This is a genomic window from Halorubrum sp. Atlit-26R, assembly GCF_003666015.1.
In the GTDB taxonomy this organism is placed as follows: domain Archaea; phylum Halobacteriota; class Halobacteria; order Halobacteriales; family Haloferacaceae; genus Halorubrum.
On sequence record NZ_QPLT01000002.1, the window covers coordinates 158,511 to 183,248 of the forward strand.

General features: G+C 70.0%; 27 protein-coding genes. 9 read left to right on the forward strand and 18 right to left on the reverse strand.

Annotation, left to right across the window (positions count from 1 at the left end; translation table 11 throughout):
- Positions 1 to 32 precede the first annotated feature (32 nt).
- From DVK07_RS03215 to DVK07_RS03280, 14 genes are all read right to left on the reverse strand, one after another.
- A complete protein-coding gene (locus DVK07_RS03215; protein WP_121595710.1) occupies positions 33 to 1,088 on the reverse strand; it encodes an ABC transporter permease in 1,056 nt (351 codons plus the stop codon).
- On the reverse strand, positions 1,085 to 2,218 hold the full coding sequence (locus DVK07_RS03220; RefSeq protein ID WP_121595711.1) for an ABC transporter permease: 1,134 nt from the start codon (positions 2,216 to 2,218) through the stop codon (positions 1,085 to 1,087). Before DVK07_RS03220 ends, DVK07_RS03215 begins: the two co-directional genes overlap by 4 nt.
- Positions 2,215 to 3,789, reverse strand: coding sequence for an ABC transporter ATP-binding protein (locus tag DVK07_RS03225; RefSeq protein WP_121595712.1), 1,575 nt, complete (start codon positions 3,787 to 3,789; stop codon positions 2,215 to 2,217). The genes DVK07_RS03220 and DVK07_RS03225 overlap by 4 nt, the downstream gene beginning before the upstream one ends.
- A 32-nt stretch (positions 3,790 to 3,821) precedes the next feature.
- Positions 3,822 to 4,964: a BMP family protein gene (locus tag DVK07_RS03230; protein WP_121595713.1), complete on the reverse strand. Its 1,143-nt coding sequence runs from the start codon at positions 4,962 to 4,964 to the stop codon at positions 3,822 to 3,824.
- Positions 4,965 to 5,409: 445 nt separating this feature from the next.
- Positions 5,410 to 6,513 (reverse strand): signal recognition particle-docking protein FtsY, encoded by a 1,104-nt coding sequence (ftsY, locus tag DVK07_RS03235; RefSeq protein ID WP_121595714.1) that lies wholly within the window; start codon positions 6,511 to 6,513, stop codon positions 5,410 to 5,412.
- Positions 6,514 to 6,528: 15 nt separating this feature from the next.
- Positions 6,529 to 6,987 carry a prefoldin subunit alpha gene (gene pfdA / locus DVK07_RS03240; protein ID WP_017343292.1) on the reverse strand — a complete coding sequence of 153 codons (459 nt, stop codon included), beginning with the start codon at positions 6,985 to 6,987 and terminating at the stop codon, positions 6,529 to 6,531.
- Positions 6,987 to 7,163 carry a 50S ribosomal protein L18Ae gene (gene rpl18a / locus DVK07_RS03245; protein ID WP_017343293.1) on the reverse strand — a complete coding sequence of 59 codons (177 nt, stop codon included), beginning with the start codon at positions 7,161 to 7,163 and terminating at the stop codon, positions 6,987 to 6,989. Before rpl18a ends, pfdA begins: the two co-directional genes overlap by 1 nt.
- Before the next feature lie 118 nt (positions 7,164 to 7,281).
- On the reverse strand, positions 7,282 to 8,097 hold the full coding sequence (locus tag DVK07_RS03250; RefSeq protein ID WP_121595715.1) for an ABC transporter permease: 816 nt from the start codon (positions 8,095 to 8,097) through the stop codon (positions 7,282 to 7,284).
- Positions 8,094 to 9,059, reverse strand: a complete 966-nt coding sequence (locus DVK07_RS03255; protein WP_121595716.1) for an ABC transporter ATP-binding protein — start codon at positions 9,057 to 9,059, stop codon at positions 8,094 to 8,096. The genes DVK07_RS03250 and DVK07_RS03255 overlap by 4 nt, the downstream gene beginning before the upstream one ends.
- Positions 9,060 to 9,134: 75 nt before the next feature.
- Positions 9,135 to 9,800 carry a translation initiation factor IF-6 gene (locus DVK07_RS03260; protein ID WP_121595717.1) on the reverse strand — a complete coding sequence of 222 codons (666 nt, stop codon included), beginning with the start codon at positions 9,798 to 9,800 and terminating at the stop codon, positions 9,135 to 9,137.
- A 1-nt stretch (position 9,801) separates the two neighbouring features.
- Positions 9,802 to 10,080: a 50S ribosomal protein L31e gene (locus DVK07_RS03265; protein ID WP_096393014.1), complete on the reverse strand. Its 279-nt coding sequence runs from the start codon at positions 10,078 to 10,080 to the stop codon at positions 9,802 to 9,804.
- Complete coding sequence (locus DVK07_RS03270) at positions 10,081 to 10,233, reverse strand: 50S ribosomal protein L39e (RefSeq protein ID WP_004050128.1); 153 nt, start codon at positions 10,231 to 10,233, stop codon at positions 10,081 to 10,083.
- 117 nt (positions 10,234 to 10,350) lie between these two features.
- A complete protein-coding gene (locus DVK07_RS03275) occupies positions 10,351 to 11,469 on the reverse strand; it encodes a M20 family metallopeptidase (RefSeq protein WP_121595718.1) in 1,119 nt (372 codons plus the stop codon).
- Positions 11,470 to 11,538: 69 nt separating this feature from the next.
- Entirely contained in the window at positions 11,539 to 11,823 is a 285-nt protein-coding gene (locus tag DVK07_RS03280; RefSeq protein WP_121595719.1) for a DUF357 domain-containing protein, read from the reverse strand.
- A gap of 78 nt (positions 11,824 to 11,901) precedes the next feature.
- On the opposite strand from DVK07_RS03280, the gene DVK07_RS03285 reads away from it, so the two are divergent.
- The 6 genes from DVK07_RS03285 (at position 11,902) to DVK07_RS03310 (ending at position 16,410) form a co-directional block, all read left to right on the forward strand.
- A complete protein-coding gene (locus DVK07_RS03285) occupies positions 11,902 to 12,768 on the forward strand; it encodes a DUF6498-containing protein (RefSeq protein ID WP_121595720.1) in 867 nt (288 codons plus the stop codon).
- Positions 12,769 to 12,834: 66 nt separating this feature from the next.
- Positions 12,835 to 13,608 carry an RNase P subunit p30 family protein gene (locus DVK07_RS03290; RefSeq protein ID WP_121595721.1) on the forward strand — a complete coding sequence of 258 codons (774 nt, stop codon included), beginning with the start codon at positions 12,835 to 12,837 and terminating at the stop codon, positions 13,606 to 13,608.
- Positions 13,589 to 14,212 carry a class I SAM-dependent methyltransferase gene (locus DVK07_RS03295; protein ID WP_121595722.1) on the forward strand — a complete coding sequence of 208 codons (624 nt, stop codon included), beginning with the start codon at positions 13,589 to 13,591 and terminating at the stop codon, positions 14,210 to 14,212. The genes DVK07_RS03290 and DVK07_RS03295 overlap by 20 nt, the downstream gene beginning before the upstream one ends.
- A gap of 10 nt (positions 14,213 to 14,222) precedes the next feature.
- On the forward strand, positions 14,223 to 14,702 hold the full coding sequence (locus tag DVK07_RS03300; protein WP_121595723.1) for an Rpp14/Pop5 family protein: 480 nt from the start codon (positions 14,223 to 14,225) through the stop codon (positions 14,700 to 14,702).
- A 4-nt stretch (positions 14,703 to 14,706) separates the two neighbouring features.
- Positions 14,707 to 15,489 carry an archaeal proteasome endopeptidase complex subunit alpha gene (psmA, locus tag DVK07_RS03305; RefSeq protein ID WP_017343302.1) on the forward strand — a complete coding sequence of 261 codons (783 nt, stop codon included), beginning with the start codon at positions 14,707 to 14,709 and terminating at the stop codon, positions 15,487 to 15,489.
- A 54-nt stretch (positions 15,490 to 15,543) separates the two neighbouring features.
- Positions 15,544 to 16,410, forward strand: coding sequence for an SDR family oxidoreductase (locus DVK07_RS03310; RefSeq protein ID WP_121595724.1), 867 nt, complete (start codon positions 15,544 to 15,546; stop codon positions 16,408 to 16,410).
- 8 nt (positions 16,411 to 16,418) lie between these two features.
- Here DVK07_RS03310 and DVK07_RS03315 read toward each other — a convergent pair whose 3' ends face one another.
- Complete coding sequence (locus DVK07_RS03315; protein ID WP_121595725.1) at positions 16,419 to 16,958, reverse strand: hypothetical protein; 540 nt, start codon at positions 16,956 to 16,958, stop codon at positions 16,419 to 16,421.
- 228 nt (positions 16,959 to 17,186) lie between these two features.
- Here DVK07_RS03315 and DVK07_RS03320 point away from each other — a divergent pair, with 228 nt between their 5' ends.
- On the forward strand, positions 17,187 to 19,112 hold the full coding sequence (locus DVK07_RS03320; RefSeq protein WP_121595726.1) for a beta-CASP ribonuclease aCPSF1: 1,926 nt from the start codon (positions 17,187 to 17,189) through the stop codon (positions 19,110 to 19,112).
- A 118-nt stretch (positions 19,113 to 19,230) separates the two neighbouring features.
- Positions 19,231 to 19,782, forward strand: coding sequence for a hypothetical protein (locus DVK07_RS03325; protein WP_121595727.1), 552 nt, complete (start codon positions 19,231 to 19,233; stop codon positions 19,780 to 19,782).
- On the opposite strand, the gene DVK07_RS03330 is transcribed toward DVK07_RS03325, so the two are convergent.
- Complete coding sequence (locus DVK07_RS03330; protein WP_121595728.1) at positions 19,783 to 20,289, reverse strand: GbsR/MarR family transcriptional regulator; 507 nt, start codon at positions 20,287 to 20,289, stop codon at positions 19,783 to 19,785.
- Between the two features lie 143 nt (positions 20,290 to 20,432).
- On the opposite strand from DVK07_RS03330, the gene DVK07_RS03335 reads away from it, so the two are divergent.
- Positions 20,433 to 20,777 (forward strand): winged helix-turn-helix domain-containing protein, encoded by a 345-nt coding sequence (locus tag DVK07_RS03335; RefSeq protein WP_121595729.1) that lies wholly within the window; start codon positions 20,433 to 20,435, stop codon positions 20,775 to 20,777.
- Positions 20,778 to 20,802: 25 nt separating this feature from the next.
- Here DVK07_RS03335 and DVK07_RS03340 read toward each other — a convergent pair whose 3' ends face one another.
- Together DVK07_RS03340 and DVK07_RS03345 are read right to left on the reverse strand one after the other, a co-directional pair.
- Positions 20,803 to 22,485 (reverse strand): hydantoinase B/oxoprolinase family protein, encoded by a 1,683-nt coding sequence (locus tag DVK07_RS03340; RefSeq protein WP_121595730.1) that lies wholly within the window; start codon positions 22,483 to 22,485, stop codon positions 20,803 to 20,805.
- The gene (locus tag DVK07_RS03345; protein WP_121595731.1) at positions 22,482 to 24,530 is read right to left on the reverse strand and encodes a hydantoinase/oxoprolinase family protein; all 2,049 of its coding nucleotides are present in this window, start codon (positions 24,528 to 24,530) and stop codon (positions 22,482 to 22,484) included. Before DVK07_RS03345 ends, DVK07_RS03340 begins: the two co-directional genes overlap by 4 nt.
- Between the last annotated feature and the right edge of the window lie 208 nt (positions 24,531 to 24,738).

A 24,738-nucleotide genomic window follows, 5' to 3' on the forward strand; every position in this document is an offset into this window, starting at 1 on the left:
GCCCGAACGGGCCGAGAGCGCTGACCCGTCGGTCAGTCCTCCTTCGTGTACGGTTCGCCGACGGCCGCCGGGACCCGCGTGTACCCGACCACGACGAGGACGACGAGGACGGCGACGTACGGGAACAGCCCCGTGATGCTCCCGGGAAGCGAGATGCCGACGGTCTGAAGCTGGATCTGGAGCATGTCCATCGCACCGAACAGCAGGGACGCTCCGTACGTACCGAGCGGATTGTAGTTGCCGAACAGGTACGCGACGATCGCGATCCAGCCGCGACCGTCGACCATCGTCACCCCCGTCCCGGTGAAGCCGCTCCCGATGCCGATCGACAGCACCGCACCGCCGAGCCCGGCCATGAGGCCCGAGAAGACGAGCGTCGCGTAGCGGACGCGGTTCACGTCGACCCCGGCCGTGTCGAGCGCTTCCGGGTTCTCCCCGGCCGCCTGTACCCAATAGCCGTATCGGGTCCGGAACAGCACGACCCACGCGCCGACCGCGAGGAGGACCGTGAACATGACCAGCGGCGACGCGTCGAAGAACAGCCGCCCCGCGATCGGGACCTCGGAGAGGACGGGGACGGCCACGTTGTCGATGTTCGGGAGCGACGGGCTCGAAACGCCGCCCCAGACGACCGTAGAGATGAACGGACCGAAGCCCAGTCCGATGAACCACACCGCGAGCCCGGCGACGATCTGGTCGGCCTCGTAGCGGATCAGGAGGACCGCGAACAGCGCCGCCAGCAGGCCGCAGACGAGAGTCGCGACCAACACGCCGAACCAGAGGTCCGCTTGCCCGACGCCGTCGCCGCCGGACGCGGTCCAAGCCGTGACGGCTCCGAACAGCGCGCCGAAGATCATGAACCCTTCCAGCCCGATGTTGAACACGCCGCTCTTCTCGGCGTAGAGCCCGCCGATGGCGGCCAGCGCGATCGGCGTCGCGGCCTGAAGCGCCCGTTCCATCGCGCCGACCGTCACGAGGTCGGAGCCGGGGATGTCGGCGACGAGAAACGCGAGCAGAGCGGCCGCGAGCAGCCCGAGGCCGCCGACGAACGCCGAGCGGCCGCCGATCGCGTCCCGGACGGCGCTCATCGGGCGTCACCTCCGAGGCCCGTGTACCGGCCGGCGGCGCGAAACAGCTCCGGCGCCGCGACGAACAGGACGATCAGCCCGATCACGCCGTCGACCAGCTCGCTGGGGACGTCGAGCGTGAAACCGATGTACTGTCCGCCCGCGTCGAGCCCGCCGAAGAGGAGCCCGGCGGGGATCACCCCGAGCGGATTGTTCGCGGCCAAGAGGCTCACGGCGATGGCGTCGAACCCGAACGTCGGGAACGTGTTCGGGTCGCTGTAGTACCCGAGGATCATCACGGCGAACAGCGCCCCGGCGAGCCCGGCGATCATCCCGGAGAGCGTCATCGTCCGGACGATCATTCGGTTCGGATCGACGCCGGAGTACTTCGCGGCCGGCTCCTGGTAGCCGCTGGTGACGAGGTCGTAGCCGGACCCCGTCTGCGTCATGTACACGTACACGACGGCGACGGTCACCAGTGCGATCCCGAACCCGATGACCGAAAACGACGGGCTCCCGAAGGCGAACCCCGGCAGGTCGACGTAGTCGGGGAACGCCTCCGTGTTCGGCGCCGCCGCCCCCGGCGGACGCAGGTACGCGTCCAACAGGAAGTAGACGACGCCGGAGGCGATGAAGTTCAACATGATCGTCGTGATGACCTCGTTCGCGCCGGCGTACGCCTTCATCAGTCCGGGCAGCGCGCCGTACGCCCCGCCGGCGACGACGGCGGCCCCGCCGGCGACGATCATCAGAACGACGCCGACGACGGTGTTCGCGGGGAGCAGCGGCGTCAGAAACAGGATCGCGAGGGTGGCGGCGAACCCGCCGACCACGAACTGCCCCTGAACGCCGATGTTCAACACGCCGGCGCGGAACGCGACGGCGACGGCGACGCCGGCCAGGATGAGCATCGTCGACTGCCGGAGCGTGAAGGCGACGTTCGAGAGCTCGCCGACCGCCCCGTACACGAGCGAATAGACGAACTCGACGGCGTCGTAGCCCGACAGGGCCACGATGCCCGCGCCGATACCGAGCGCGAGGGTCGTCGACACGATCGCGATGACGATCCGCTCCAGCACGGTCGCCCGGAGCATCCGGTCGACGATCCGGTCGAGCGCGGCTCGGACGTGCGAAGTGCCGGCGTCGCTCACGCGTCACCCCCCGCGTCGAGCGCGACCGTGTCAGGGTCGTCGAGCGACTGTCCGGCCATCATCAGTCCGAGCTCCTCCTCGGTCACGTCGCCGGGGTCGACCACGTCGACGAACTCCCCCTCGTACATGACCGCCGTCCGGTCGGAGAGCCGTTTGACTTCGTCGAGCTTCGAGGAGACCAGAACCACGGCGACGCCCTCGTCGCGCATCTCGCGGAGCCGCTCGTGAATGAACTCGATCGACCCGATGTCGACGCCGCGGGTCGGATGCGCCGCGACGAGCAGCGACGGGTTCCGTTCGAGCTCGCGACCCACGACGAACTTCTGTTGGTTGCCGCCGGACAGCGACTCGGCCGTGGCGTCCGCGTCGGCCGGCCGGACGTCGTACTCCTCGACGATGGCGTCCGCGTGGTCGGTGATCGCCCGCCAGTCGAGGAAGGCGCCGTCCGCGAACGGTTCGACGGTCTGGTTGCCGAGCAGCGCGTTCTTGACGAGGCTGTACTCCTGGACGAGCCCCTCCCGCGTCCGGTCTCCGGGAACGTACGCGATCCCGGACTCGATGCGCTCTCGCCGACTCAGCTCCGTGATGTCGTCGCCGAACAGCGCCACGACTCCGCGTTCGGCGCCCCGCATGCCGGTTATGGTTTCGATCAGCTCCCGCTGTCCGTTTCCCTCGACGCCGGCGACGCCGAGGATCTCTCCCTCCCTGACGGCGAAGCTCACGTCGTCGACCTGGCGGATGCCCCGCTCGTCGTCCGCGCAGACGCCGTCGACGGAGAGCGCGACGTCACCGGGGGACCGCTCCCGGGGCTCGGCGTCGAAGAGCACTTCCCGACCGACCATCATCCGGGCGAGCTCGTTCCGCGACGTTTCGTCGGCGTCGACCGTGCCGACCGCGCTGCCGTCCCTGAGAACCGTTATCTCGTCGGCCGCCGTCATCGCCTCGTCGAGCTTGTGCGTGATGAAGACGAGCGACCGCCCGTCGTCGGTGAGCGCGTCCATGACGTCGAACAGGCCCTCGACCTCCTGTGGAGTCAACACCGCCGTCGGCTCGTCGAAGATGAGCGTCTCGGCGCCCCGGTAGAGGCTCTTGACGATCTCGACGTGCTGCTGGACGCCGAGGCCGAGGTCCTCGACGTCCGTGTCGAGGTGTTCGTCGACGGAGAACCCGTAGGCGTCGCAGATCTCCCGGACGCGCTCGCGAGCCTCGCGGTCGTCGACGAGCCCGTTTCTCGACGGCTCGTGACCTAAGACGATGTTCTGGAGGACGGTCATGGTGTCCACCAGTTGGAAGTGCTGGTGGATCATCCCGACGCCGGCGTCGATCGCGTCGCGCGGCGACTCGAACGTTCGGCGCTCGCCGTCGACGGTCACCGTCCCCTCGTCGGGATCGTAGAGCCCGTACAACACCTTCATCAGGGTCGTCTTCCCGGCGCCGTTCTCGCCGACCACGGCGTGGACGGACCCCTTCCGGAGGGTGAGGTCGACGCCGTCGTTCGCGACGACGTCGCCGAACCGTTTCGTGATGTCCGTGAGTTCGACGGCGGACGCGTTGTCTGTGGGTTCTGGCATAGTGGAAAAATACTCGCGGGCACCGCCCGCTGTCAGCAACCGCCGGCGCTACAGGGGACCGTGACCTCCCCGTCGATGATCGCCTGCCTGCTCTCCTCGAGGTTCTCGGCCGCGACGTCCGGGAGGCTGTCGCCGATGGCCTGCCCGAACACGACTTCGACGCCCTCGGACTCGAGGCCGAGGACGTTCGACCCCTGAACACTGGACCAGTCGTCCTCGACGACCGCTTCGGCGACCTCGTAGGTCCCCTCGTTGATGTACTTCACCGCCGACGCCATGATGACGTCTTGGTAGTCGGGGAGGGTCACGGACTGGTCGGCGTCGACACCGATTGCGAACCGGTCGGTCTCCTGTGCGGCCTGGAACACGCCTTGGCCGGCCGCCGCGGCGGCGTGATACACGATGTCGGCGCCCGCGTCGTACTGCGAGGTGGCGATGTTGTTCGCGGTCTGGGTGTCGGTGTAGTTCCCGATGTAGCCGACGTTGACCTCGATCCCCTCGTCGACCCACTCGACCCCGGCGCGGTAGGCCCGCTCGAACGCGTTGATGAGCGAGCCGTCGACGCCGCCGACGAACCCGACGACGCTCTCGTCGGGGTCGAGCGAGTTGCCCTCGTGGGAGAGCTCGCGCGTGGTCATCGTCCCCGCCAACACGCCCGCCTGGAAGGACATCTGGTGGTTCGCCCACGTGTACCCCGCCACGTTGGGCTGGTCGACCGACGCGTTGATCAGCATCCAGTTCTGGTCCGGGTACTCCTCGGCGTTCGTCTGGAGCGCCTGCGTGTGGTTGTAGCTGACCAGAACGATGAGGTCGTAGTCCGGGTCGCCGCTCTCGGCGAGCTGCGACTGGACCGTCTGGTAGTTCGACTGGTTGGTCTCTTCGACCTGCTGGATCTCGATGTCGTACTCCTCGGCCGCGTTCTGAAGCCCGTCGAGCGCGAGGTCGTTGAACGCCTGATCGCCGAACCCCGCCGGGCTGGAGACGATAGCGACGTTCGTCGTCTCGCTGCCGCCGTCCGAGCCGTCCGAGCCGTCTGAACCGTCTGAACCGTCCGAGCCGTCCGAGCCGTCTGAACCGTCCGAACCGTCTGAACCGTCCGAACCGTCCGACCCGTTCGAGCCGTCGTCGGTGAGACACCCCGCGAGTCCGGCGATCCCTACCGCCCCGGCCCCCACCTTTAAAATATCGCGGCGCTGCGAGCCGCGATCGGACGCGGTTGTCTCTGGGCTGTGCGTCGAGCCGTCCCCGTGATTATCGCCGTCGGTCATAACTTTCGCCTCAAACTAATCGCTCCCTGAGTAACATAAATAATTATCCACTATACTCATCGACGCTACCGATAATAAAAAAGCGTGAGAAATCTCTTTATCGCGGTTCGGATCGGAACGCGATCGGAGCGGGGCGCGCGAAGGCGATCAGCGAGACCCGAGCGGGAACTACCGCACCGCGTCACCGACGGGCCGCACGCGGTCGAGGGCGAGTTCGCGGCCGCACTGCGCGCGCGACGCCGGAGGGGCGCTCGGACGACGGCTGTAACCGTCGGACGCGCGGGGAACCGGGAGTCGCGCCGCTCGCGGGAAAGGCGAAACGGCGAGAGAGGGAGAGCGGTGCGCCCGTCGCTCACTCCTCGTCGAGGAGGCTCTCGACGAGGTCCTCGGGGTCGAACCGGGTGATGTCGTCGTACCCCTGTCCGGTGCCGAGGAAGAGGATGGGCTTCCCGGTGACGTACGCGACCGAGATGGCGGCGCCGCCCGAGGAGTCGGCGTCCGCCTTCGTCAGGATCGCGCCGTCGATCGCGGCGGCGTCGTCGAACTCCTTCGCGCGGTTGACCGCGTCCTGGCCCGCGACCGCCTCGTCGACGAACAGCGTCATGTCGGGGTCGACGACGCGGTCGATCTTCTCTAACTGGGCCATCAGGTCGTCGCTCGTGTGGAGCCGCCCCGCCGTGTCGCCGAGGACGACGTCGATGCCGTTCGCCTCCGCGTACTCGACGCCGTCGTAGATGACCGCCGCCGGGTCGCCGCCCTGATCGTGGCTGATCAGGTCGCGGCCGAGCCGGTCGGCGTGTTCGCGGATCTGCTCGTTGGCGCCCGCGCGGTAGGTGTCGCCGTTCGCGAGGACGGAGGAGTAGCCGCGGTCGGCGAGCCACTCGGAGAGCTTCGCGATGCTCGTCGTCTTCCCGACGCCGTTGACGCCGGTGAAGACGATGGTGACCGGCTTGTCCGCGTCGGCGATCCGCTGTTCGAAGTCGAACTGCCCGACGGCGATGACGTCGAGTAGCGCGTCGTGAAGCGCCGACTCGACGAGTTCGCCGGTCGTCTCGACCTGCTTTCGCGACTCGCCGAGCATGCTCTCGCGGACGCTGTCGAGGATCTGCTCGGCGACGCTCATCTCCACGTCGCTTTCGAGCAGCGCCATCTCGAGGTTCCACAGCGGCTCCTCGAGGTCCTCCTCCTCGATGATGATCCGGCCGGTCGCGAACGCCTTCGCGCGCTGGAAGGTGCTCGGCTCGTCGTCGCTCGACGACGAGTCGCCGTCCGCGGTCGGCCCGTCGGAGGCGGTCTCGGCCTCGGCGGCGTCGTCACCGACGGCTTCGGCGCCGGAGTCGCCCGCGTCGCTCTCGGCGGCCGCCCCGTCGTCGGGCGCCGCGTCCTCCTCGACCTCGGTCGACTCCTCGACGTCCTCGCGGAAGCCGGAGAGCTTGTCTTTCAGTCCGTCGAACACGGTGTAGTCTCCGTCTTACTCCCCGTCGTCTTCCTCGGCCTGCTGCATCTGCTGCATCTGCTGCTGCTGCATCTGCTGTTGCATCTGCTGGGCCTGCTGTTCGAGTTCGTCGCTCTCGGACTCCAGCTCCTCGACCTCCTCCTCGGTCTCCGCGATCCGGTCGTCGAGCGCCTCCTGCTTGCGGCGGAGGACGTCGATGGCGTCGTCCTGCTCCTGCTCCGCGGAGTAGTTGCCGCCGAGCGAGACGATGACCTCGTCGATGTCCTGGACCTCCGCGCGGAGGTAGGCGCCGCCGCCGAGCGGGACCTGAACGGTCGCGCCCGTGTCGAGCGTCTCGATGGCCTCGACCGCGTCGTCGATGTCGGCCTTCTCCTCGCGGTAGTCCGCGATCTCGGCTTCGAGGGCCTCGATCTCCTCGTCGAGTTCCTGCAGTTCCTGCGAGAGCTGCTGGAGCTGCTGTTGCCCGCCGCCCATCATTCCTCGGACACCTCCTCGATGTCGATCTGGGTGCGCTTGCGGTTGTGCTGGCTCCCGACCGTGGTGTAGATCCGCTCGCGGGCGAGGTCCTCGTTCTCCGCCTCGACGTCCTTCGTGAACGGCTGGTCGCCGTCTCGGCTCTGGAACCGTCCACTCACCGTGTAGGTACTCATGTTCCCCGATCCGGCAGGGACAGGGAAGTATCTTCCTAAAAAGGGACAGGCTGCGAGGCGGCCGGAGGCGGAACGAACCGGCCTCGAACGACGGCGGAGCGCCCCCGAAACGCGGGTTTCACCCGGAGAGGTCCGCGCGACGGAACCGGACGACGGCGAGGGCGACGAGGACGGCCGTCGCCGCGAGCAGGACCGCCGCGCCCGTCAGGTCGTACTCGCCAAGCACGAGGACCGCGGAGGGGTCGTAGTGCGCCGTCGGGCTGAGGTCTCCCGCCTCGGCGTAGTCGGTGCTGGCGACGACGGACTCGAACATGAACAGCGCGAACAGCGCGCCGAGCGCGACCCGCTGGGCGATCCCCGGACGGGAGACGAGCGTCGACACGGCGATCCCGACCGCGACGCACGTCAGGTGGTACGGCACCGCGAGCGCGTGGACCGCGACGAGCCGCTCGACGGCGATCGTCTCCCCGACCGCGAGGACGCCGACGTACGCGACGACCGGGAGCACGACGTTCAGGAGCGCGACGAGCGGGACCAGCCCGAGGAACCGCCCGATCACCACGTCGCGGCGCGCGACCGGCGCCGACAGCGTGAGGTCCATCCGGCCGGAGGCGACGTCGCCGGCGATCGTCCCCCCGGCGAGGTACGCGAGGTAGAGGCCGACGAGGAGCAGCCACGCGAACTGGTAGAACTCCACCGCGAGGAACCCCTCGATCGAGGAGATGGCGATGATCCCGAACGCCTCCCGGAACGCCGGCGGGAACGCCTCGACGTACGCGTCGAGGTCGATTCCGGCGGTCGACAGCGAGGGGAAGAAGGCCAAGAAGAGGAGCAGGAACGCGGAGAGCAGCCCCGTGACCACGAGCGATCCGCGGGCCCGACCGGTGGCGTCGTACCGCGCGATCGCGAGCCACGGCGCCGGACGGTCGCTCATCGGCCCTCACCTCCGGAGTCGACCGCCCCACTTCCCGCCGCGTCGGGACCCGAAGTCCCGCCGCTCCCGCTCCCCGTCGGGCCCGGCACGTCGCCGTCGTAGAACGTCATGAACGCCTCTTCGAGCGGCGCGTCGACGACATCGAGGTCCAGCACGGTGTACCGCGAGAGGAGGTCGATCAGCGCGTCGTACTCCCCCGTCCACGTGAACGAGACGGTCTCGCCGACGCGGAGGTTCATGATGCCGCGGACCTCGAAGTCGGCGCGGTCGACCTCTTCTGCGACGCGGACGCGGATCTGCTTGCCGCCGCGCGACCGGAGGTCCGAGACGGACTCGACCGCGACGAGGTGCCCTTCCCGGAGGACCCCCACGCGGTCACAGAGCGCGGCTACCTCGCCGAGGACGTGCGACGAGAGGAGGACGCTCGCCCCGTCCTCGACGCGCTCGCGCACGAGGGCAGCGAACTCCTCCTGTAACAGCGGGTCGAGCCCGGAGGTCGGCTCGTCGAGCAACAGCAGGTCCGGATGGTGCATGAACGCGGCCACCAGCGCCACCTTCTGCCGGTTCCCTCGCGAGAGGTCGCCGATCCGCCGCGACTCGTCGAGGCCGAACCGCCCGACGAGCTCGTCGCGGCTCGACTCGCCGCGGAGCGCCGCCTGGTGGTCGAGGAAGGCCGCCGCGGTGCGGTCGCGGTCGAGTCCGGGGTCGCCGGGGAGGTACCCGATCCGCTCGCGTGCGCGGCGCGACTCGACCGGGTCCGTCGCGTCGCGGCCGAGCAGCGTCGCGCCGCCGCTCGTCGGCGACAGGAACCCCAACAAGGTGCGGATCGCGGTCGTCTTCCCCGCGCCGTTCGGGCCGAGGAAGCCGAACACCTCGCCGTCCTCGACTGCGAAGGAGACGTCTTCGATCCCCCGGACGTCGCCGTAGTACTTCGAGAGGTTTCGGCACTCGATAGCGGGCATACCGCCAGCAACTCCGCTGTGGGTCTTAAATGTGGGAGTGCTATACGAAAGAGACCGAACGCGACGACGCGGGCGTTAGTCGATGAAGCCGAGCGTCTCCTCGATCCGGCCGAGCTCCGGGCCGGTGGTGTCCTCGCCGACGACGTACCCCTCGTCGTTGGCGACGAGGCCGGAGCCGACGAGCGGCGCGCCGTAGTTGACGGTGCCGAGGTCGGCGCGGACGTCGAGCGCCTCCTCGACCGCTTGTAGCTCCGACTCCGTCGACTGCGGGTGACAGAGCACGCCCGTGTTGTTGGCGACCGCCGCCGTGCCGACCGTTCTGACGTCGCCGAGGTCACCCCGAGTCACGGGGACGTCGAGGACCTCCTTGATCACCTGGACCGACTCGCGCGAGAGGTCCGGGTGGACGTAGGCGCCGTAGTCGTTCGCGAGGACGACGTTGCCGGCGGCGTTGATCTCCCCCGGCAGTTCGCGCACCGGGACGCCGGCCGCGTCGGCGATTCGGTCCTTCTCGCGCTCGGTCGCGCGCGAGGAGATGAGCACGCCGTGCTCGTTGCCCGTCGCGAGCGCGCCGACCGTGTTGGACCTCCCGACCGTCGTCAGCAGCGGCTCCGCGCCGAGTTCCGCGCCGAGGTCCTCGGCGAGTTCCTCGTCGACGTCCGGCCGGACTAACAGGAGGTCGTCGACGGCGCGGGCGAACACGCCCACGTACGACGAGCCGGTGAAGGTCGCCCGTAACACGTTACTCGGCGTGTTCGGCCTCGACGACCGGCTCGCCGTCCTCGACGAACCGAGCCGCGCGGACCCGCACCGTGCTGGGCGGGTTCTGTCGCCCGTTCTCCCAGACGGCCTCGTTGACGGAGCCGTCGATGATCACGTCGTCCTCGTCGACGGAGAAGTGCTTGGCGAGGTGCTGTCGCGTGATCTTCATGGCGTAGTCGGCGCGCTGCTGGACGGGCTTCTCCTTGGCGTCGCGGAGCGGGACGGTGACGACGCGCTCCTCGAAGTCGTTCGTCGACATTTACTCGTCCAGGTCGTTCCGGCGCCAGTTGCGCCGCTTGGGGTTTCGCGTCACGTTCATGTCCGTCTTCATCATGACCCACGCGGGGACGCGGGTGTTCTGGCGCTCCGCCTTCGCCAGACGCTTCTTTTGAGCCTTCGACTTGTCTCCCATAGTGGCGCACACTTTCCACGGAGCGCATAAAACCCCTTCCATACGGGGTCGCGCGAGGCGGCCGCGAACCGTCGCTCGGCCGCCGCGCTGCGCGCGCAGGAACCCAACTTCCGACTGCTACAGTTCCCGCTCGGCGATCCCGGTATAAATCCGGTAACAGCGGTCGAGGACGTCGAGGCTCGCGCTCTCGGTGTCCGTGTGCGCCTCCCCGGGCTCGGAGGCGCCGCAGACGAGGCAGTCGGTGCCGGCCTCCGCGAGCCATCCCGCGTCGGTCGCGTGCGGCTTGGTGACGTGTTCGGGCGCGTCGGGGCCGCGCTCGTCGTGGACCCCGCGGGCGACGTCGAGGGCGGCGTCGGCGAACGCCGCGTCGCCGCAGGCCATCGGCGGGAGGTCCTGGTCGACGACGAGCTCGACGCCCGACGTCGCGTCGGCGACGCCCGCGAGGTCGGCGCGGCCGCCCGGCACGGTGCGCTCGTCGATCGTCGCCTCGCAGCGCTCGGGGATGACGTTCCACGTCTCGCCGCCGTCGACGATCGTGACCGCGAGCGACCCCGACACGTCGTTTCCGAGGACAGTCGCCTCCGGGACTTCGAGGTCGCGGACCGCGTCGATGGCGTCGCAGGCGCGGTAGATGGCGTTCACGCCCGCCTCCGGCTCCGAGGCGTGCGCGGCCTCCCCGCGCGCGACGAGCCGCGACCCGCGGCGCCCGCGGTGCGCGACGACGACGTCCGTGACGCCCGGCTTCGAGTAGTTCGTCGACCCCTCCGCGACGACCGCCCGATCGGGCGCGAACCCGGCGTCGATGGCGTGGCGCGCCCCCTCTCCGCCGACCTCCTCGCCGACGAACGAGGCGAATATCAGTTCCCGGTCCGCGGGCGGCGTCGCGTCCCTGAACGCGCACATCGCGGCCGCGACCGACCCCTTCATGTCGGCGGTTCCGCGGCCGTAGATACGGCCGTCGCGGCGCTCGACCACGTACTCACCGTTGAGCCCGTCGCCGGTCGTCTGTTCGGGCGCCGGCGGGACCACGTCGTGGTGACCGACCAGCGCGAGCGAGTCGGCGTCCGGGTCGCCGGTCGCGCCCTTGAGCGCGAGCACGTTGCCGGCGTCGTCGCGCTCGACCCTCGCGTCCGTCTCCGCGCGCAGCCACTCCTCGATCGCGTCGCCCGCGGCCGTCTCGTCCTCGTGGGAGGGGATCGAGACGAGCCGCTCGGTCAGGTCCGCGAGTTCGTCCATGCCACCAGTGGCGGGCGTCACCGCTTAAGCGCGTCCCTCGCGGCGAAGCGGGCGGGGCGCGAGCCCGCCTCAGGTCGTGAACAGTTCGGTGTCGTCGGGCACGGCGAACAGTCCCAGTCGGACGCCAGCGTCGAGCCACCCGTATCCGTACGAGTAGGACGCGAGCGCGTTCACCGAGTCGCCGTCCGCGCGGAAGTGGCGGCCGTCGTCGAGGTACGACTCGGCCATCTCGGTCACGTCGGCCGCGGCCTCGCCGAGCGGCGTGTCGGCCGGCGGGCGCGGCTCGGCGACGGAGAGGGCGTCCGCGAGCATCCGCTCGTAGCGGTCCGTCTTCTCCTCCAAGTCGGCGGGCATGCGACGTGCTTCCCGCGAGCGAACAAAAAGGTCGTCGGGTAGCGAGGTTTATGTTCGACGCGGCCGGGACACGAGACGATGCCCTCCGATGGATCGCCCGAGGTCGACCCCAGCCCGTCGCGCCCGCTGGACCCCACCGGTCGCGGGGCGCTCGCGCTCGTGGTCGCGACGAACCTCCTCCCGCTCGCCGGCGTCGTCGCGTTCGACTGGCGGGTCGGCGAGCTGCTCGCGGTGTACTGGATCGAGGTCGTCGTGATGGTGTTGGCGTACAGCGTCGCCGCGCTGTTCGCGGAGCGGCCGATCGACCTGGACGACCGCTCGTTCTACGTCGTCGGCTACTCGGAGAACACGGAGCTCGACGAGGAGCGGTGGGAAGCCGACCCGGAGCCGATCCGCCTCGTCTCGTGGCTCCCGCCGATCTACCGCCGGAACGTCGGGGTGGTCGTCCGCTCGCTCGGCGTCTTCTACTTCGTCGCCTTCCCGCTTCTCGGCGTGGGCCTCGACGCCGTCTCGTACGTCACGCCCACCGTCGGGTTCGCCGCCGTCGGCGTCTGTCTGGCGCAGATCGCGGAGGTGCGCCGCGAGTTCTTCGCCGAACGCGCGTACGAGGAGCAGTCGCCGTACATGGTCGTCGAGGCCGCACAGCGCGTCGTCTTCTTCTATATCGTCATCGGGATGCTGGCCGTCCCCGCCGTCACGGTCGCACTGCTCGCGGTCCAAGCGCTCGCGGGGTCGGGCGCGTTCGACGCGGTCGCCGCGGTCGTCGGTCCCGGGGCGATCCTCCTCCCGTACCTCCTCCCGATCGCGTTCGCGAAGGCGACCGTCGAGTGGAGTCGGCGGCGGGCGTTCCACGAGTCCGACCCCGACGGAATCGCGACGTGGTTCACGGGCGAGGACCCTCGACGGGAGTGGAAAAAGGAAGAGGAGTCCGCCGGCGACTGGTGACGGGAGGGCTCGGCGCGCGGCGCCCGAAGCGCAACGCCGATACGCCCGGCCGCGAAACGAAGGGCCATGTACGAGGCCGTTCACGCCTACCCCGACGGGGAGGCGACCGTCGCGCGCCACGCCGCGACCGCCGCGCGGCACGGCTACGACGGGATTGTGGTGCGGTCGCGCGACGCGCTGGATCCGGCCGGCAACGGAGGGAAATCCCCCGGAGACCGCGGCTCGATCGCGGCGGACCGCGACGAGAGCCCCGTCCGCGATCCGGACGCGCTCCGCGAGGAGTACGGGATCGACGTCGTCGACGCGGTCGAGATCGACGCCGACGACCCGACGAGCGCATCGGGCGCGGTCGGGAACTACCGCTCCGACCGGACCGTGGTCTGCGTCGTCGGGGGCGACGACGCCCTGAACCGCTTCGCGGTCGAGCAGGCGCGCGTCGACGTGCTCGTCCGCCCGACGGCGGACGGCGGCGACTTCAACCACGTCCTCGCGAAGGCGGCGCGCGACAACGGCGTCCGCGTCGAGTTCGACTTCGGACCGGTTCTGCGCGCGACGGGCGGGAAGCGCGTCCGCGCGCTCGCCGACCTCCGGAAGCTCCGCGAGATCGTCGGCCACTACGACGCGCCGTACGTCGTGAGCGCGAACGCGCGCTCGCACCTCGAACTCCGCGCGCCCCGCAAGCTGGTCGCGGTCGGCGAGGCGATCGGATTCGACGCCGAGGCCGTCCGCGAGGGGCTCCGGGCGTGGGGCGACCTCGTCGAGCGCAACCGGGAGCGCCGCTCCGAGGCCTTCATAGAGCCGGGGGTCCGACGTGGGAGGTATGAAGAAGACGGTTGCTGAGCACGCCGAGCGGTTCTCCGAGAAGGCGGCGGCGTACGACGACTCGAAGAGCGACGAGTACCACGCCTGCGCGAGCCTCGTGATCGAGCACGCCGCGCCCGAGCCGGACGACGTCGTCCTCGACTTGGGCGCGGGCACGGGCGCCATCGCGCTCGCGGTCGCCGAGGACGCAGAGCGCGTCCTCGCGCGCGACATCAGCGAGGGGATGATGGAGGAGGGGCGCCGGAAGGCGGAGGAGCGCGGGCTCGACGACGTCGAGTTCGCGTACGGCGAGTTCCGCGACCCCGGGCTCGACCCGGACAGGCGGGTCGACGTCGTCACGTCGAACTTCGCGCTCCACCACCTCGCGGACGACGAGAAGCGCGAGGCGATCGGCGTGATGGCCGAGACGGGCGCGCGCCGGATAGTCCTCGGCGACGTGGCGTTCTTCGAGGAGCCGGACCCGGACGCCCCGTTCTACAGCCCCGAGGTCGACGACCCCGCGACGGTCGGGACGCTGGTCGAGGCGTTCACCGAGGAGGGGTTCGCCGTGACCGCGGTCGAGCGCGTCCACGACCAGGTGGCGGTGATCGTCGCCGAGCGGATCCGCGAGCTGCCGGCGTGAGGGCCCTGTCGTGAAACACCTCCCCAAGCACCTCCGACCGCGCTGGCGGTACGTCGCGGTCGGAATCGAGACGTGGTCCGACGCGGAGATCGGCCGGCGGGCGTTCCAGCGCGCGCTGTGGTACAGCGCCGGCAACCTCCTCGGCGACGCGGGGAGCGCGGACGCCGACCTGACGCTGCTCTCGTTCGCGCACGCGGACGGGACCGGCGAGGCCGTCGTCCGCGTCAGGCACGGGCACGTCGACGACGCGCGCGCCGCGATCGCCTGCGTGAGCGAGGTCGACGGCGAGCCGGTCGGAATCCGCGTCAGAGGGATTTCGGGGACGGTGCGCGCCTGTGAGGAAAGATATATGGGTCGCGCGACCCCCAGTTCGACACAGCGAGACGTCGCGTTCGAGGGCGCCGAGCGGTCCGCGACCGTGCGCGGTGACGCGTGCGACGTGCGGGCCGAGTCGGGTCGCGTCGGCGCGACGACGTTCGACACCGAGTGATATCATGCAGGGCCAATCCCAACAGCAGGCGTACGACCGCGGCATCACAATCTTCTCTCCGGACGGCCGACTCTACCAGGTCGAGTACGCCCGGGAGGCGGTGAAACGAGGGACGGCGAGCGTCGGGATCCGCGCCGAGGACGGGGTCGTCCTCGCGGCCGACAAGCGCGCCCGGTCCCCCCTGATGGAGCCGGAGAGCATCGAGAAGCTCCACAAGGCCGACGACCACGTCGGCGTCGCGAGCGCGGGCCACGTCGCGGACGCCCGCCAGCTCATCGACTTCGCGCGCCGACAGGCGCAGATCAACCAGCTCCGCTACGGCGAGCCGGTCGGGATCGAGACGCTGACGAAGAACATCACCGACCACATCCAGCAGTACACGCAGGTCGGCGGCGCGCGCCCCTTCGGCGTCGCGCTCATCGTCGGCGGCGTCGAGAACGGCGAGCCGCGCCTGTTCGAGACGGACCCCTCCGGCACCCCCTACGAGTGGCAGGCGCTCTCGATCGGGTCGGACCGCAGCGACCTCCGCGACTACCTCGAAGAGGAGTACGAGGAGGGTATCTCCACGGACGAGGCGGTCGGGCTCGCGCTCGACACCCTCGCCCAGTCGAACGACGGCGAGCTGTCCCCCGACGGCGTCGGCGTCGCGACGATCACCGTCGACGACCCGCAGTACAGCGAGCGCCCCGCTGACGAGATCGAGGCGATCCTCGACGAGCGAGACCTCCTCCCGGCCGACGAAGACGAGGAGGCGGCGGACGACGACGCCACGGACGGCGAGGAATAACGCGTCCGTTCGCTCTCGGTCGACGGCGACGTTTCGCCGCCGGTCGGGAGAGTTATGCCCTCGGAGACTGACCGGAGAGGCGTGCAGAAGACGGCACTCATCACCGGCTGTTCCTCGGGCATCGGCCGCGCCGCGGCGCACGCGTTCCTCGACGAGGGATGGACCGTGTACGCCACCGCGCGGAACCCCGCGGACGTCGAGGCGCTCGGCGAGGCGGGCTGTGAGCTCGCCACGCTCGACGTCACCGATCAGGACGACGTCGACCGCGTCGTGGACCGCGTCTTAGACGAGGAGGGCGCGATCGACGCGCTGATCAACAACGCCGGCTACGGCCAGTTCGGACCGGTCGAGGACGTCACCACGGACCGCGTCCGCGACCAGTTCGACGTGAACGTGTACGGCCCGCACCGGCTGATCCGCGCGGTCCTCCCCGCGATGCGCCGCGAGCGCGACGGCACCATCGTCAACGTCTCGTCGGTCGCGGGCCGGGTGTCGATGCCCGGCGGCGGCGTGTACAGCGGGTCGAAGTTCGCCCTCGAAGCGATGTCGGACGCGCTCCGCAACGAGGTCGCGGACCTCGGGATCGACGTGGTCGTCGTCGAGCCCGGCCCCGTGAAGACGAACTTCTCGAAGCGTGCGGAGCGGGAGGCCGACCCCGACGAGCGCGAGGGGATCGATCGGACCGACGCGTACGACGAGTTCTACGCGATGTTCGAGGACGCGAAGCTGATCGGCGGCGATGGGCCCGGCGCGGTCGAGCCGGAACTCGTCGCGGACGCCATCTACGACGCCGCGAGCGCGACGCAACCCCCGGCGCGCGTCCAGCCCGGCACCGTCGCGCGCGTCGGCGTCCTCGCGCGGTTCCTCCCCGACGCGCTGCTCGACAAGGCGTACGGGGTCGTCAGGAACTTCACGTCCTAAGCGGCCGGCTACTCAGCGTCGCCGAGGCCCCCGGCGTCGACCGCGAACGGGCTCTCTCCCTCCCGCCAGTCCCAGCCCGGGAGCCGCGTCTGAAACCCGGCGGCGAGCGCGGCGTCGAGGTCGTCAGCGCCGGCGGTCCCGGCGCCGCGCTCGTCCCCGTCGACCTCGGTCGCGGTCGCGTCCCGGTCCACGTAGAGGTCGGCGACGTGGAACGTCGCCTGCGCGAGCAGCGAGAGCGGGCGCCCGCCCGCTATCGTCGCGGCCAGTTCTCGACCGAGGACCTCGTCGACGACGAAGCCGGGGTAGTCGCCCTCGACGTCGAGATCGCGCAGGAGCCCGACGCAGGCCGCGACGTTGACCGCGACCTCGCCGTCGGCGAAGACGGCGTCGACCTCCCGGCGGTACGCGTCGGGCGCCACCGGGTCGACCTCCGTCTCGAAGAGCCGGCCGAGGCGGTCGCGGGTGTCGTTGAGTATCGGGACGATCACGTCCGCGCGGTCGCGGACCCAGTCGCGTTCGTCGCGGACCGTCTGCGGCGTGACGCGCATGGACCGGATTGTGCCGCCTGCGGCTTGCCCTTTGCGAAGGCTTTTATAACGGCGGGGCAGTAGTCCGATCCAAGCGGGTTTTCGCTGGCTGTTCCCGCGCACGGAACCAGTACGGACAGTACTTCCACTATGCCTACCCCGTCACGGTCGATCGATCGGCGGCGAGTCGCCGCGCGACGCGCGACGCGATTCGACGACGACGACGGCCTCGACGACCCGCAGTGAGATATGAGTCAAGTCGACAAGCAACTCGATACGTTGAAATCCGAGATCGAACAGGAGATTCCGAACGACATCACGGTCACCGACGTGAAATACGAGGGGCCGGAGCTCGTCGTGTACACGCGCGACCCGAAGCGGTTCGCGGGCGACGGCGATCTCATCCGACGGCTCGCGTCGAAGCTCCGCAAGCGGATCACCGTCCGCCCGGACCCGAGCGCCCTCTCGCCGCCGGCGCGGGCCGAAGAGCAGGTCCGCGAGGTGATCCCGGAGGAGGCCGGCGTCACGGACCTCGACTTCCACGAGGACACCGGCGAGGTCGTCATCGAGGCCGAGAAGCCCGGCATGGTGATCGGCCGCCGCGGCTCGACGCTCCGCGAGATCACCCAAGAGGTCGGCTGGACCCCCGAGGTCGTCCGGACGCCGCCGATCGAGTCCTCCACCGTCTCGAACGTCCGCGGCTTCCTGAAGAACGAGCGCGAGGAGCGCCGCGACATCCTCGAGCGCGTCGGCCGGCAGATCCACCGCGAGGAGATGTCCGACGACGAGTGGGTCCGGATCACGACGCTCGGCTGCTGCCGCGAGGTCGGCCGCGCGGCCTTCATCCTCTCGACGCCCGAGACGCGGATCCTCATCGACTGCGGCGACAAGCCCGGCGCCGAGGGCGAGGTGCCGTACCTCCAGGTGCCCGAGGCGCTCGGCGCGGGCGCCGCGACCCTCGACGCGGTCGTGTTGACCCACGCCCACCTCGACCACTCGGCGCTGGTCCCGCTCCTCTTCAAGTACGGCTACGACGGCCCGATTTACACGACGGAGCCGACCCGCGACCTGATGGGCCTGCTCACGCTCGACTACCTCGACGTCGCCGCGAAGGACGGGCGGACGCCCCCCTACGAGTCCGCGCAGGTCCGCGACGCGATCAAACACACCATCCCGCTGGAGTACGGCGACGTGACCGACGTGGCGCCGGACGTGAAGCTCACCTTCCACAACGCGGGCCACATCCTCGGCAGCGCGGTCACCCACTTCCACATCGGCGACGGCCTCTACAACGTCGCGTTCTCGGGGGACATCCACTACGAGGACACCCGCCTGTTCAACGGCGCCGTCAACGACTTCCCGCGCGTCGAGACGCTCGTACTGGAGTCCACCTACGGCGGCCGCAACGACTACCAGACCGACCAGGAGGACTCCGAGGAGGCGCTCAAGGAGGTCATCAACGAGACGTACGAGCAGGGCGGGAAGGTCGTCATCCCCGCCTTCGCCGTTGGTCGCTCCCAAGAGATCATGCTCGTCTTGGAGGAGGCGATGCGCGAGGGCGAGATCCCGGAGATGCCCGTCCACCTCGACGGGATGATCTGGGAGGCGACCGCGATCCACACCACCTATCCCGAGTACCTCCGCGACGACCTCCGCGACCGCATCTTCCACGAGGACGAGAACCCGTTCCTCGCCGACCAGTTCAACCACATCGACGCCGGCGAGGACGAGCGGCAGGAGGTCGCCGACGGCGACGAGTGTATCGTCATCTCCACCTCCGGGATGATCGAGGGCGGGCCGATCATGTCGTGGCTCCGCCACATCGGCCCCGACCCGGACTCGAACCTCGTCTTCGTCGGTTATCAGGCCCAGGGGACGCTCGGGCGCCGGATCCAGAACGGCTGGGACGAGATCCCGGTCGACGGCTGGGGCGGCGGGAGCCGCGGCGACACGCTCACCCTGGAGATGGGCACCGAGGTCGTCGACGGCTTCTCCGGCCACGCCGACCGACAGGGGTTAGAGAACTTCGTGAAGACGATGAATCCGCGCCCGGAGAAGGTGCTGTGCGTCCACGGGGACGAGAGTTCCGTTCAGGACCTCTCGTCCGCGTTGTACCACGACTACAACATGCGGACGTTCGCGCCGAAGAACCTGGAGACGTTCCGGTTCAAGTAGGCGCGCGACACCTCGCGTGGCGCTCCGTCGTGCCGTCGTCCGCCGACCCAAGGGGAATCGGCGGATCGACGACTATGACATCGAAGTTACTTTTACGATCCGAACGGTCGGTTCGGTAATGGCCGCCTATGAGGCGTTCGACCGAGGCGTCGAGGTGAACGGGCAGACCGTGCTGACGATCGTCGAAGAAGCGATGGGACGCTTCTCCGACGCGTATCGGGAGCGGGCGCTACGGGCGCTCGCCGCGGAAGGGGTCACCGACCCGGACCCCGAGGAGTGGTACCCGCAGCAGACTTGGTTGAACGCCTTCGAGACTATCGCCGAGGAGCTACAGCCGCACGTCCTCGACCGGCTCGGGGAACAAGTCCCCGAGATCGCCGCGTGGCCGAACGACTTCGAGACCGTCGCCGCGGGACTTCGGTCGATCGACGACGCCTATCAACAGAACCACCGCGGCGGCGAGATCGGGTACTACGAGTTCGAACGGACGGGGGATCGGAGCTGCGAACTCACCTGTCACAACCCCTACCCCTGTCCGTTCGATCGGGGCCTCGTCCGCGGCGTCGCCAAGCAGTACGCGTCCGTGGACGCGTTCGTCTTCATCGAAGAGACCGGAGAGACGTGTCGGCGTGACGGCGACGACGCCTGTACGTACGCGGTGTACTGGTGACTACCGGTCGTAGGATTCGAGCGCGTCCCTGAGCTCCGCGGCGGTGAAGTCCGACGCGAGCGTGACGATCTCCCGGAGATCCTCGTAGGTTTCTCGGAGCTCCTCGATCCGTTCCGCCTCGGTGCCGGCGTCGTCGGGGAGCTGCGCCTCCGCGCGCTGGATCGCACGCAACGTCGTCTGTATCTCTCGGTGGACGTACTGTTGAAAGACGTCTTGAAGGCTGAACCAGATCTCCCGCTCGGCCGTGTAGTGAACGCGCCGTCCGCCGCCTTCCGAGGAGCGGCGGTAGATCAGTCCGATCCGCGTCAGCGTCCGCGTGACGTTGCTGATCGTCGATTTCGCGTAGCCCGTTTCCTCGACGAGTTCCGGTATCGAGAGGGGCGCTTCGGAGAAGTATAACACGCCGTAGATCCGACCCGCGCTTCGGCTGAGACCGTAGACTTCCGCCGACTGCTCCATCGACTCGATGACGCGCTCGCGGGCGACGCTACGGTCGTCCTCACTCATAGCTGTCTGTCGTCCGCGCGACGTGATGGAACCCGTGTTGAGTCATGTTTCGGCCATAGATTGCGTAAGTATTAAATTGTTTGATTCGTTCGTTCGGAGTGAGCCGAACAAACAGAATAACTCGATCGCGACTCACCGAACCCATGCCCAGCGCCTTTCCCCACCAGCCGCCAGTCACTCACGCTCCCCGCGAACAGACGAACGTCGTCGTCGACCAAAACGAGACGACCGACGTGTTACAGGTCCTCTCCTCCGAGTCGGCACAGCAGATACTGAGCACGCTGAAGGCGAAACCGAAGACGGCCTCGGAGATCGCCAAGTCGGTCGATCAGTCGGTCCAGAACGTCTCGTACCACCTCGATCGTCTCTGTGACGCCGAACTGATCACGCCGACCGAGACGTGGTATTCCGAAAAGGGAACGGAGATGACGGTGTACGCGCTCGCCGCCGATCGGCTCGTCGTCACGTTCGAAGACGCCGCCGACTGAAGGCCTGAATCGCGGGAAATCTCTTTTACTCGTTGCCGCACTCGTCCGGTCGATCGCTATCGGTCCCGCCTTCCTGACCGCTGTCCGTCCCGCGTTCCCGCTCGGTCTCCTTCCCGTCGCGCCTGTCTCGCTCCCGGTCCTCCGGGTCGCGCTCCGCCGGGTCGCCGTGCCCGCCGCCCCCCGGCGTCCGAATCGAGACCGTCGTTCCGGCCGCCACGTCGACGGACGCCTTCGCCGGGACCGCTTCGCCGCCGATCAGGTTCTCGCCGAGCGCCCCGTCCTCACCGCCGTCGAGTCCCCGCGGCGCGGTCCGCCGGCGCTCGGTCAGCAGCGAGACGGTCGCGTCCGTCTCGACGGTGAGCGTCCGCTCGATGCCGAGACCGCCGCGGTGGCGGCCGTCGCCGCCGCTCGACGGGCGCAGCGCGTATCGCTCGACCCGCAGCGGGTACGCCGTCTCCAACGCCTCGACCGGCGTGTTGAGCGTGTTGGTCATCCCGACCTGAACGCCGTCCATCCCGTCCTTGGTCGGCCGGGCGCCGAACCCGCCGGCGATCGTCTCGTAGTAGGTGAACTCGCCGCCGCGGTCGCCGATTATCAGGTTGTTCATCGTCCCCTGTCCGCCGGCGGGGACGGCGTCCGGCACCGCCGCCGCGAGCGCCTCCAGCGTCACGTCCGTGACGCGCTGGCTCGTCTCGACGTTCCCGCCGACGACCGCGGCCGGGGGGCGCGGGTCGAGCAGCGACCCTTCCGGCGCCGAGATCGAAACCGGCTCGTAGCAGCCGTGGTTCGGCGGGATATTCGGGTCGGTGACCGCGCGGACGACGAAGTACACCGCGCTCTTCGCGACCGAGAACGGCGCGTTCAGGTTGCCCTCCACTTGGCTCGCGGTGCCCGCGAAGTCGACGTCGATCGCTGCGCCGTCGACGGTGACCGCCACCTCGACGGGGACGTCCGCGTCGGTGACGCCGTCGCCTTCGAGGACGTCTCGCGCTCGATACGTTCCGTCCGGGAGCTCGCGTATCTCGCTCTCGACGCGCTCGCGCGAGTAGTCGATGACGGCGTCGAACGCGTCGAGGAGCGCGTCGCCGTGTTCGTCGAGCAGTTCACCGACCCGCTCCTCGGCGCGCGCGTTCGCGGCGCGCTGCGCGCGGAGGTCCGCCTCGCGCTCGTCCGGCGTGCGGACGTTCGCGAGGATGAGGTCGCGGACCGCCTCGTTCGGCTCGCCGCCGTCGACGAGCCGGACCGCCGGCATGCGGAGCCCCTCCTCGTAGATCTCCCGCGCGCCGGGCGGCATGCTCCCCGGTGCGCTCCCGCCGACGTCGGCGTGGTGCGCGCGCGACACGGCGTACCCGACGACCTCGCCGTCGGGCGCGACAGGCGAGACGAGCGTCACGTCCGGGAGGTGGGTCCCGCCGGCGAACGGGTCGTTGACGACGAACACGTCGCCCGGCTTCGGGTCCTTCTCGAGGACGGCGTCGACCGCGTCCGGCATCGCGCCGAGGTGGACCGGGATGTGTTCGGCCTGCGCGACCATCCGGCCGTCGGCGTCGAACAGCGCCGTCGAGCAGTCCTGTCGCTCCTTGATGTTCGGCGAGTACGCGCCGCGGATCAGCACGTGGCCCATCTCGCTCGCGACGCTCTCCAGCTGGTTCCGGAGGATCTCCAGCGTGACCGGGTCGACGTCCGGGTCGGGCCCCGCGTCGCTCACGCGTCGCTCACCTCCGCCACCAGCGCGCCGTCGCCGCGCAGTCGGACGCCCCACGCGGGCGGGACGACGACCGTGCTCTCCGGGCCCTCGATAACGACGGGTCCCTCGACGCCCTCGTCGGCCGGGAACCGATCGCGGTCGTAGACGGGGGTCTCGCGGGCCCCGTCGGGGAACACCGCCTCGCGCGTGGTCCGCGGCCCGGGGTCGGCGGGAGGGTCGACGCCGAGCGCCGGCGGGCGCCGCGACACGGTCGCCCTCGCGCGGCAGTTCACTAATTCGACGGGCTCGTCCGCCCGGTAGCCGTACGCCGACTCGTGGGCCGCCGCGAACCGCTCGCCGGCGTCCGCGGGGTCGAACGGCCGCTCGACGTCGACGGTAAGCTCGAAGCTCTGCCCGGCGTACCGCAGGTCCGCGGCGTACTCGACGCGCGCGGCGTCCGGGTCGCTGACCTCGTCCAACAGGTCGTCGGCCAACTCTCCGTAGAGCGCGTCGACCGCTTCCGTGTCGACCTCTGCGAGCGGTCCCTGACGGGTCCGCACGGCGTCTCGGGTCTCGTCGGCCGCGAGCAGGCCGTACGCCGACAGGACGCCGGAGGCGTGCGGAATGATAACGCGTTCGACGTCGAGGGCGTCCGCGATGGAGACGGCGTGCATCGGGCCGGCGCCGCCGAAGGCGACGAGCCCGAACGCCCGCGGGTCGTGGCCGCGCTCGACGGTGACGGAGCGGATCGCGCGGGTCATGTCGGCGTTCGCGACGCGGTGGACGCCGAGCGCGGCTTCGATCGGGCCCTCCATCCCCGCCTCGTCGGCGAGGTCGGCGAGGGCGTCGCGGGCGGCCGCCGCGTCGAGGGACAGGTCGCCGCCGAGGTCGGTGTCGGCGCCGACGTAGCCCAGCACGAGGTCCGCGTCCGTGACGGTCGGCTCCGTGCCGCCCTTCCCGTAGCAGGCCGGGCCGGGGTCTGCGCCGGCCGAGCGCGGACCGATCCGGAGCGCGCCGCCGGCGTCGACCCACGCGATCGACCCGCCGCCCGCGCCCACCGTCTCGACGTCGACCATCGGCGTGCCGATCGGTCGGTCGGCGATCGCCGACTCCGTCGTGCGCTCGACCTCGCCGTCGCGGACGAGGCTCACGTCGCTCGACGTGCCGCCCATGTCGAAGGTGATCAGCCCCTCGCGGTCGGCGTCGGCCCCGGCCGTCGCGCTCGCGCCCACGACGCCCGCCGCGGGCCCCGAGAGGACGGTCGTCACGGCGTTCCGCCTGACCGTGCCGGCGTCGGTGACGCCGCCGTTGGCCTGCATGATCTTCGGCTGCGGGAGGCCTAAGTCCCGTGCGCGCTCGGTGAGGCGACCGACGTAGCCGTCGATCGCCGGGCGGACGTACGCGTCGACCACCGTCGTCGAGGTGCGCTCGTACTCGCGGAACTCCGGGAGCACCTCGTGGGAGGCGGACACCGGCACGTCGAGCGCGTCGCGCAGCACCTCCGCGACGCGCTCCTCGTTCTCCGGGTGCGCGTACGCGTGGAGCAGGCACACCGCGACGGACTCGACGTCCGCGTCGCGGAGGTCGGCGACGAGCGAGTCGATCGCCTCGTCTTCGACGGGGCGCTCGACCCCGTCGACGGTCGCCCGCTCCGGGACTTCGAACCGGCGGCGCCTGGGGACGAGCGGCGTCGGCTTCTCGGCGTCGAGGTCGTACAGCGACGGCCGGGTCTGTCGGCCGATCTCCAACACGTCGCGGAACCCCTCGGTCGTCACGAGCGCGGTCCGCGCGCCGTCGTTCTCCAGCAGGGCGTTGACGGAGACGGTCATCGCGTGGGAGAACTCTGTCACGCTCTCGGGGTCGACCCCGGCCGCCTCGCAGGCCTTCTCGATGCCGGCCGCGACGCCCTCGCTCTGGTCGTCGGTGCTCGGTACCTTCGCGGTGACGAGGTCGCCGTCCACGGAGAGCGCCACGTCGGTGAACGTCCCCCCGACGTCGACGCCGATCGCTCGGCCGCCTGCCGTTCGGTCGTCCGTCGAATTCCCGTCCGCCGAATCCCCGTCCATCTACGACACCCCCGCGGCGTCGCGGAAGCTCCGGACGCCGAGCGGCGCGGTGTCTCGGTCGCGTGGCATGGAGCCCCCTCGTGACCGGACGGACTTAAGACCGCCCCGTCCGGGGGTGCGGCCGCCTCGCGCGCCCCGGTGCCCGCCGGCCGGGAGCCGCGTCCCCGCGACCCGACGAGGGCGCGAACATCTTCGGGAACAGTCGGAG

Bases quoted from the DNA above. Each gene is read 5' to 3' on its own strand.
- DVK07_RS03215 (WP_121595710.1), bottom strand. From the start codon at position 1,088: ATGAGCGCCGTCCGGGACGCGATCGGCGGCCGCTCGGCGTTCGTCGGC.
- DVK07_RS03225 (WP_121595712.1), bottom strand. From the start codon at position 3,789: ATGCCAGAACCCACAGACAACGCGTCCGCCGTCGAACTCACGGACATC.
- pfdA (WP_017343292.1), bottom strand. From the start codon at position 6,987: ATGGGCGGCGGGCAACAGCAGCTCCAGCAGCTCTCGCAGGAACTGCAG.
- rpl18a (WP_017343293.1), bottom strand. From the start codon at position 7,163: ATGAGTACCTACACGGTGAGTGGACGGTTCCAGAGCCGAGACGGCGAC.
- DVK07_RS03250 (WP_121595715.1), bottom strand. From the start codon at position 8,097: ATGAGCGACCGTCCGGCGCCGTGGCTCGCGATCGCGCGGTACGACGCC.
- DVK07_RS03255 (WP_121595716.1), bottom strand. From the start codon at position 9,059: ATGCCCGCTATCGAGTGCCGAAACCTCTCGAAGTACTACGGCGACGTC.
- DVK07_RS03265 (WP_096393014.1), bottom strand. From the start codon at position 10,080: ATGTCGACGAACGACTTCGAGGAGCGCGTCGTCACCGTCCCGCTCCGC.
- DVK07_RS03270 (WP_004050128.1), bottom strand. From the start codon at position 10,233: ATGGGAGACAAGTCGAAGGCTCAAAAGAAGCGTCTGGCGAAGGCGGAG.
- DVK07_RS03275 (WP_121595718.1), bottom strand. From the start codon at position 11,469: ATGGACGAACTCGCGGACCTGACCGAGCGGCTCGTCTCGATCCCCTCC.
- DVK07_RS03280 (WP_121595719.1), bottom strand. From the start codon at position 11,823: ATGCCCGCCGACTTGGAGGAGAAGACGGACCGCTACGAGCGGATGCTC.
- DVK07_RS03285 (WP_121595720.1), top strand. From the start codon at position 11,902: ATGCCCTCCGATGGATCGCCCGAGGTCGACCCCAGCCCGTCGCGCCCG.
- DVK07_RS03290 (WP_121595721.1), top strand. From the start codon at position 12,835: ATGTACGAGGCCGTTCACGCCTACCCCGACGGGGAGGCGACCGTCGCG.
- DVK07_RS03295 (WP_121595722.1), top strand. From the start codon at position 13,589: ATGAAGAAGACGGTTGCTGAGCACGCCGAGCGGTTCTCCGAGAAGGCG.
- psmA (WP_017343302.1), top strand. From the start codon at position 14,707: ATGCAGGGCCAATCCCAACAGCAGGCGTACGACCGCGGCATCACAATC.
- DVK07_RS03310 (WP_121595724.1), top strand. From the start codon at position 15,544: ATGCCCTCGGAGACTGACCGGAGAGGCGTGCAGAAGACGGCACTCATC.
- DVK07_RS03315 (WP_121595725.1), bottom strand. From the start codon at position 16,958: ATGCGCGTCACGCCGCAGACGGTCCGCGACGAACGCGACTGGGTCCGC.
- DVK07_RS03320 (WP_121595726.1), top strand. From the start codon at position 17,187: ATGAGTCAAGTCGACAAGCAACTCGATACGTTGAAATCCGAGATCGAA.
- DVK07_RS03325 (WP_121595727.1), top strand. From the start codon at position 19,231: ATGGCCGCCTATGAGGCGTTCGACCGAGGCGTCGAGGTGAACGGGCAG.
- DVK07_RS03330 (WP_121595728.1), bottom strand. From the start codon at position 20,289: ATGAGTGAGGACGACCGTAGCGTCGCCCGCGAGCGCGTCATCGAGTCG.
- DVK07_RS03335 (WP_121595729.1), top strand. From the start codon at position 20,433: ATGCCCAGCGCCTTTCCCCACCAGCCGCCAGTCACTCACGCTCCCCGC.
- DVK07_RS03345 (WP_121595731.1), bottom strand. From the start codon at position 24,530: ATGGACGGGGATTCGGCGGACGGGAATTCGACGGACGACCGAACGGCA.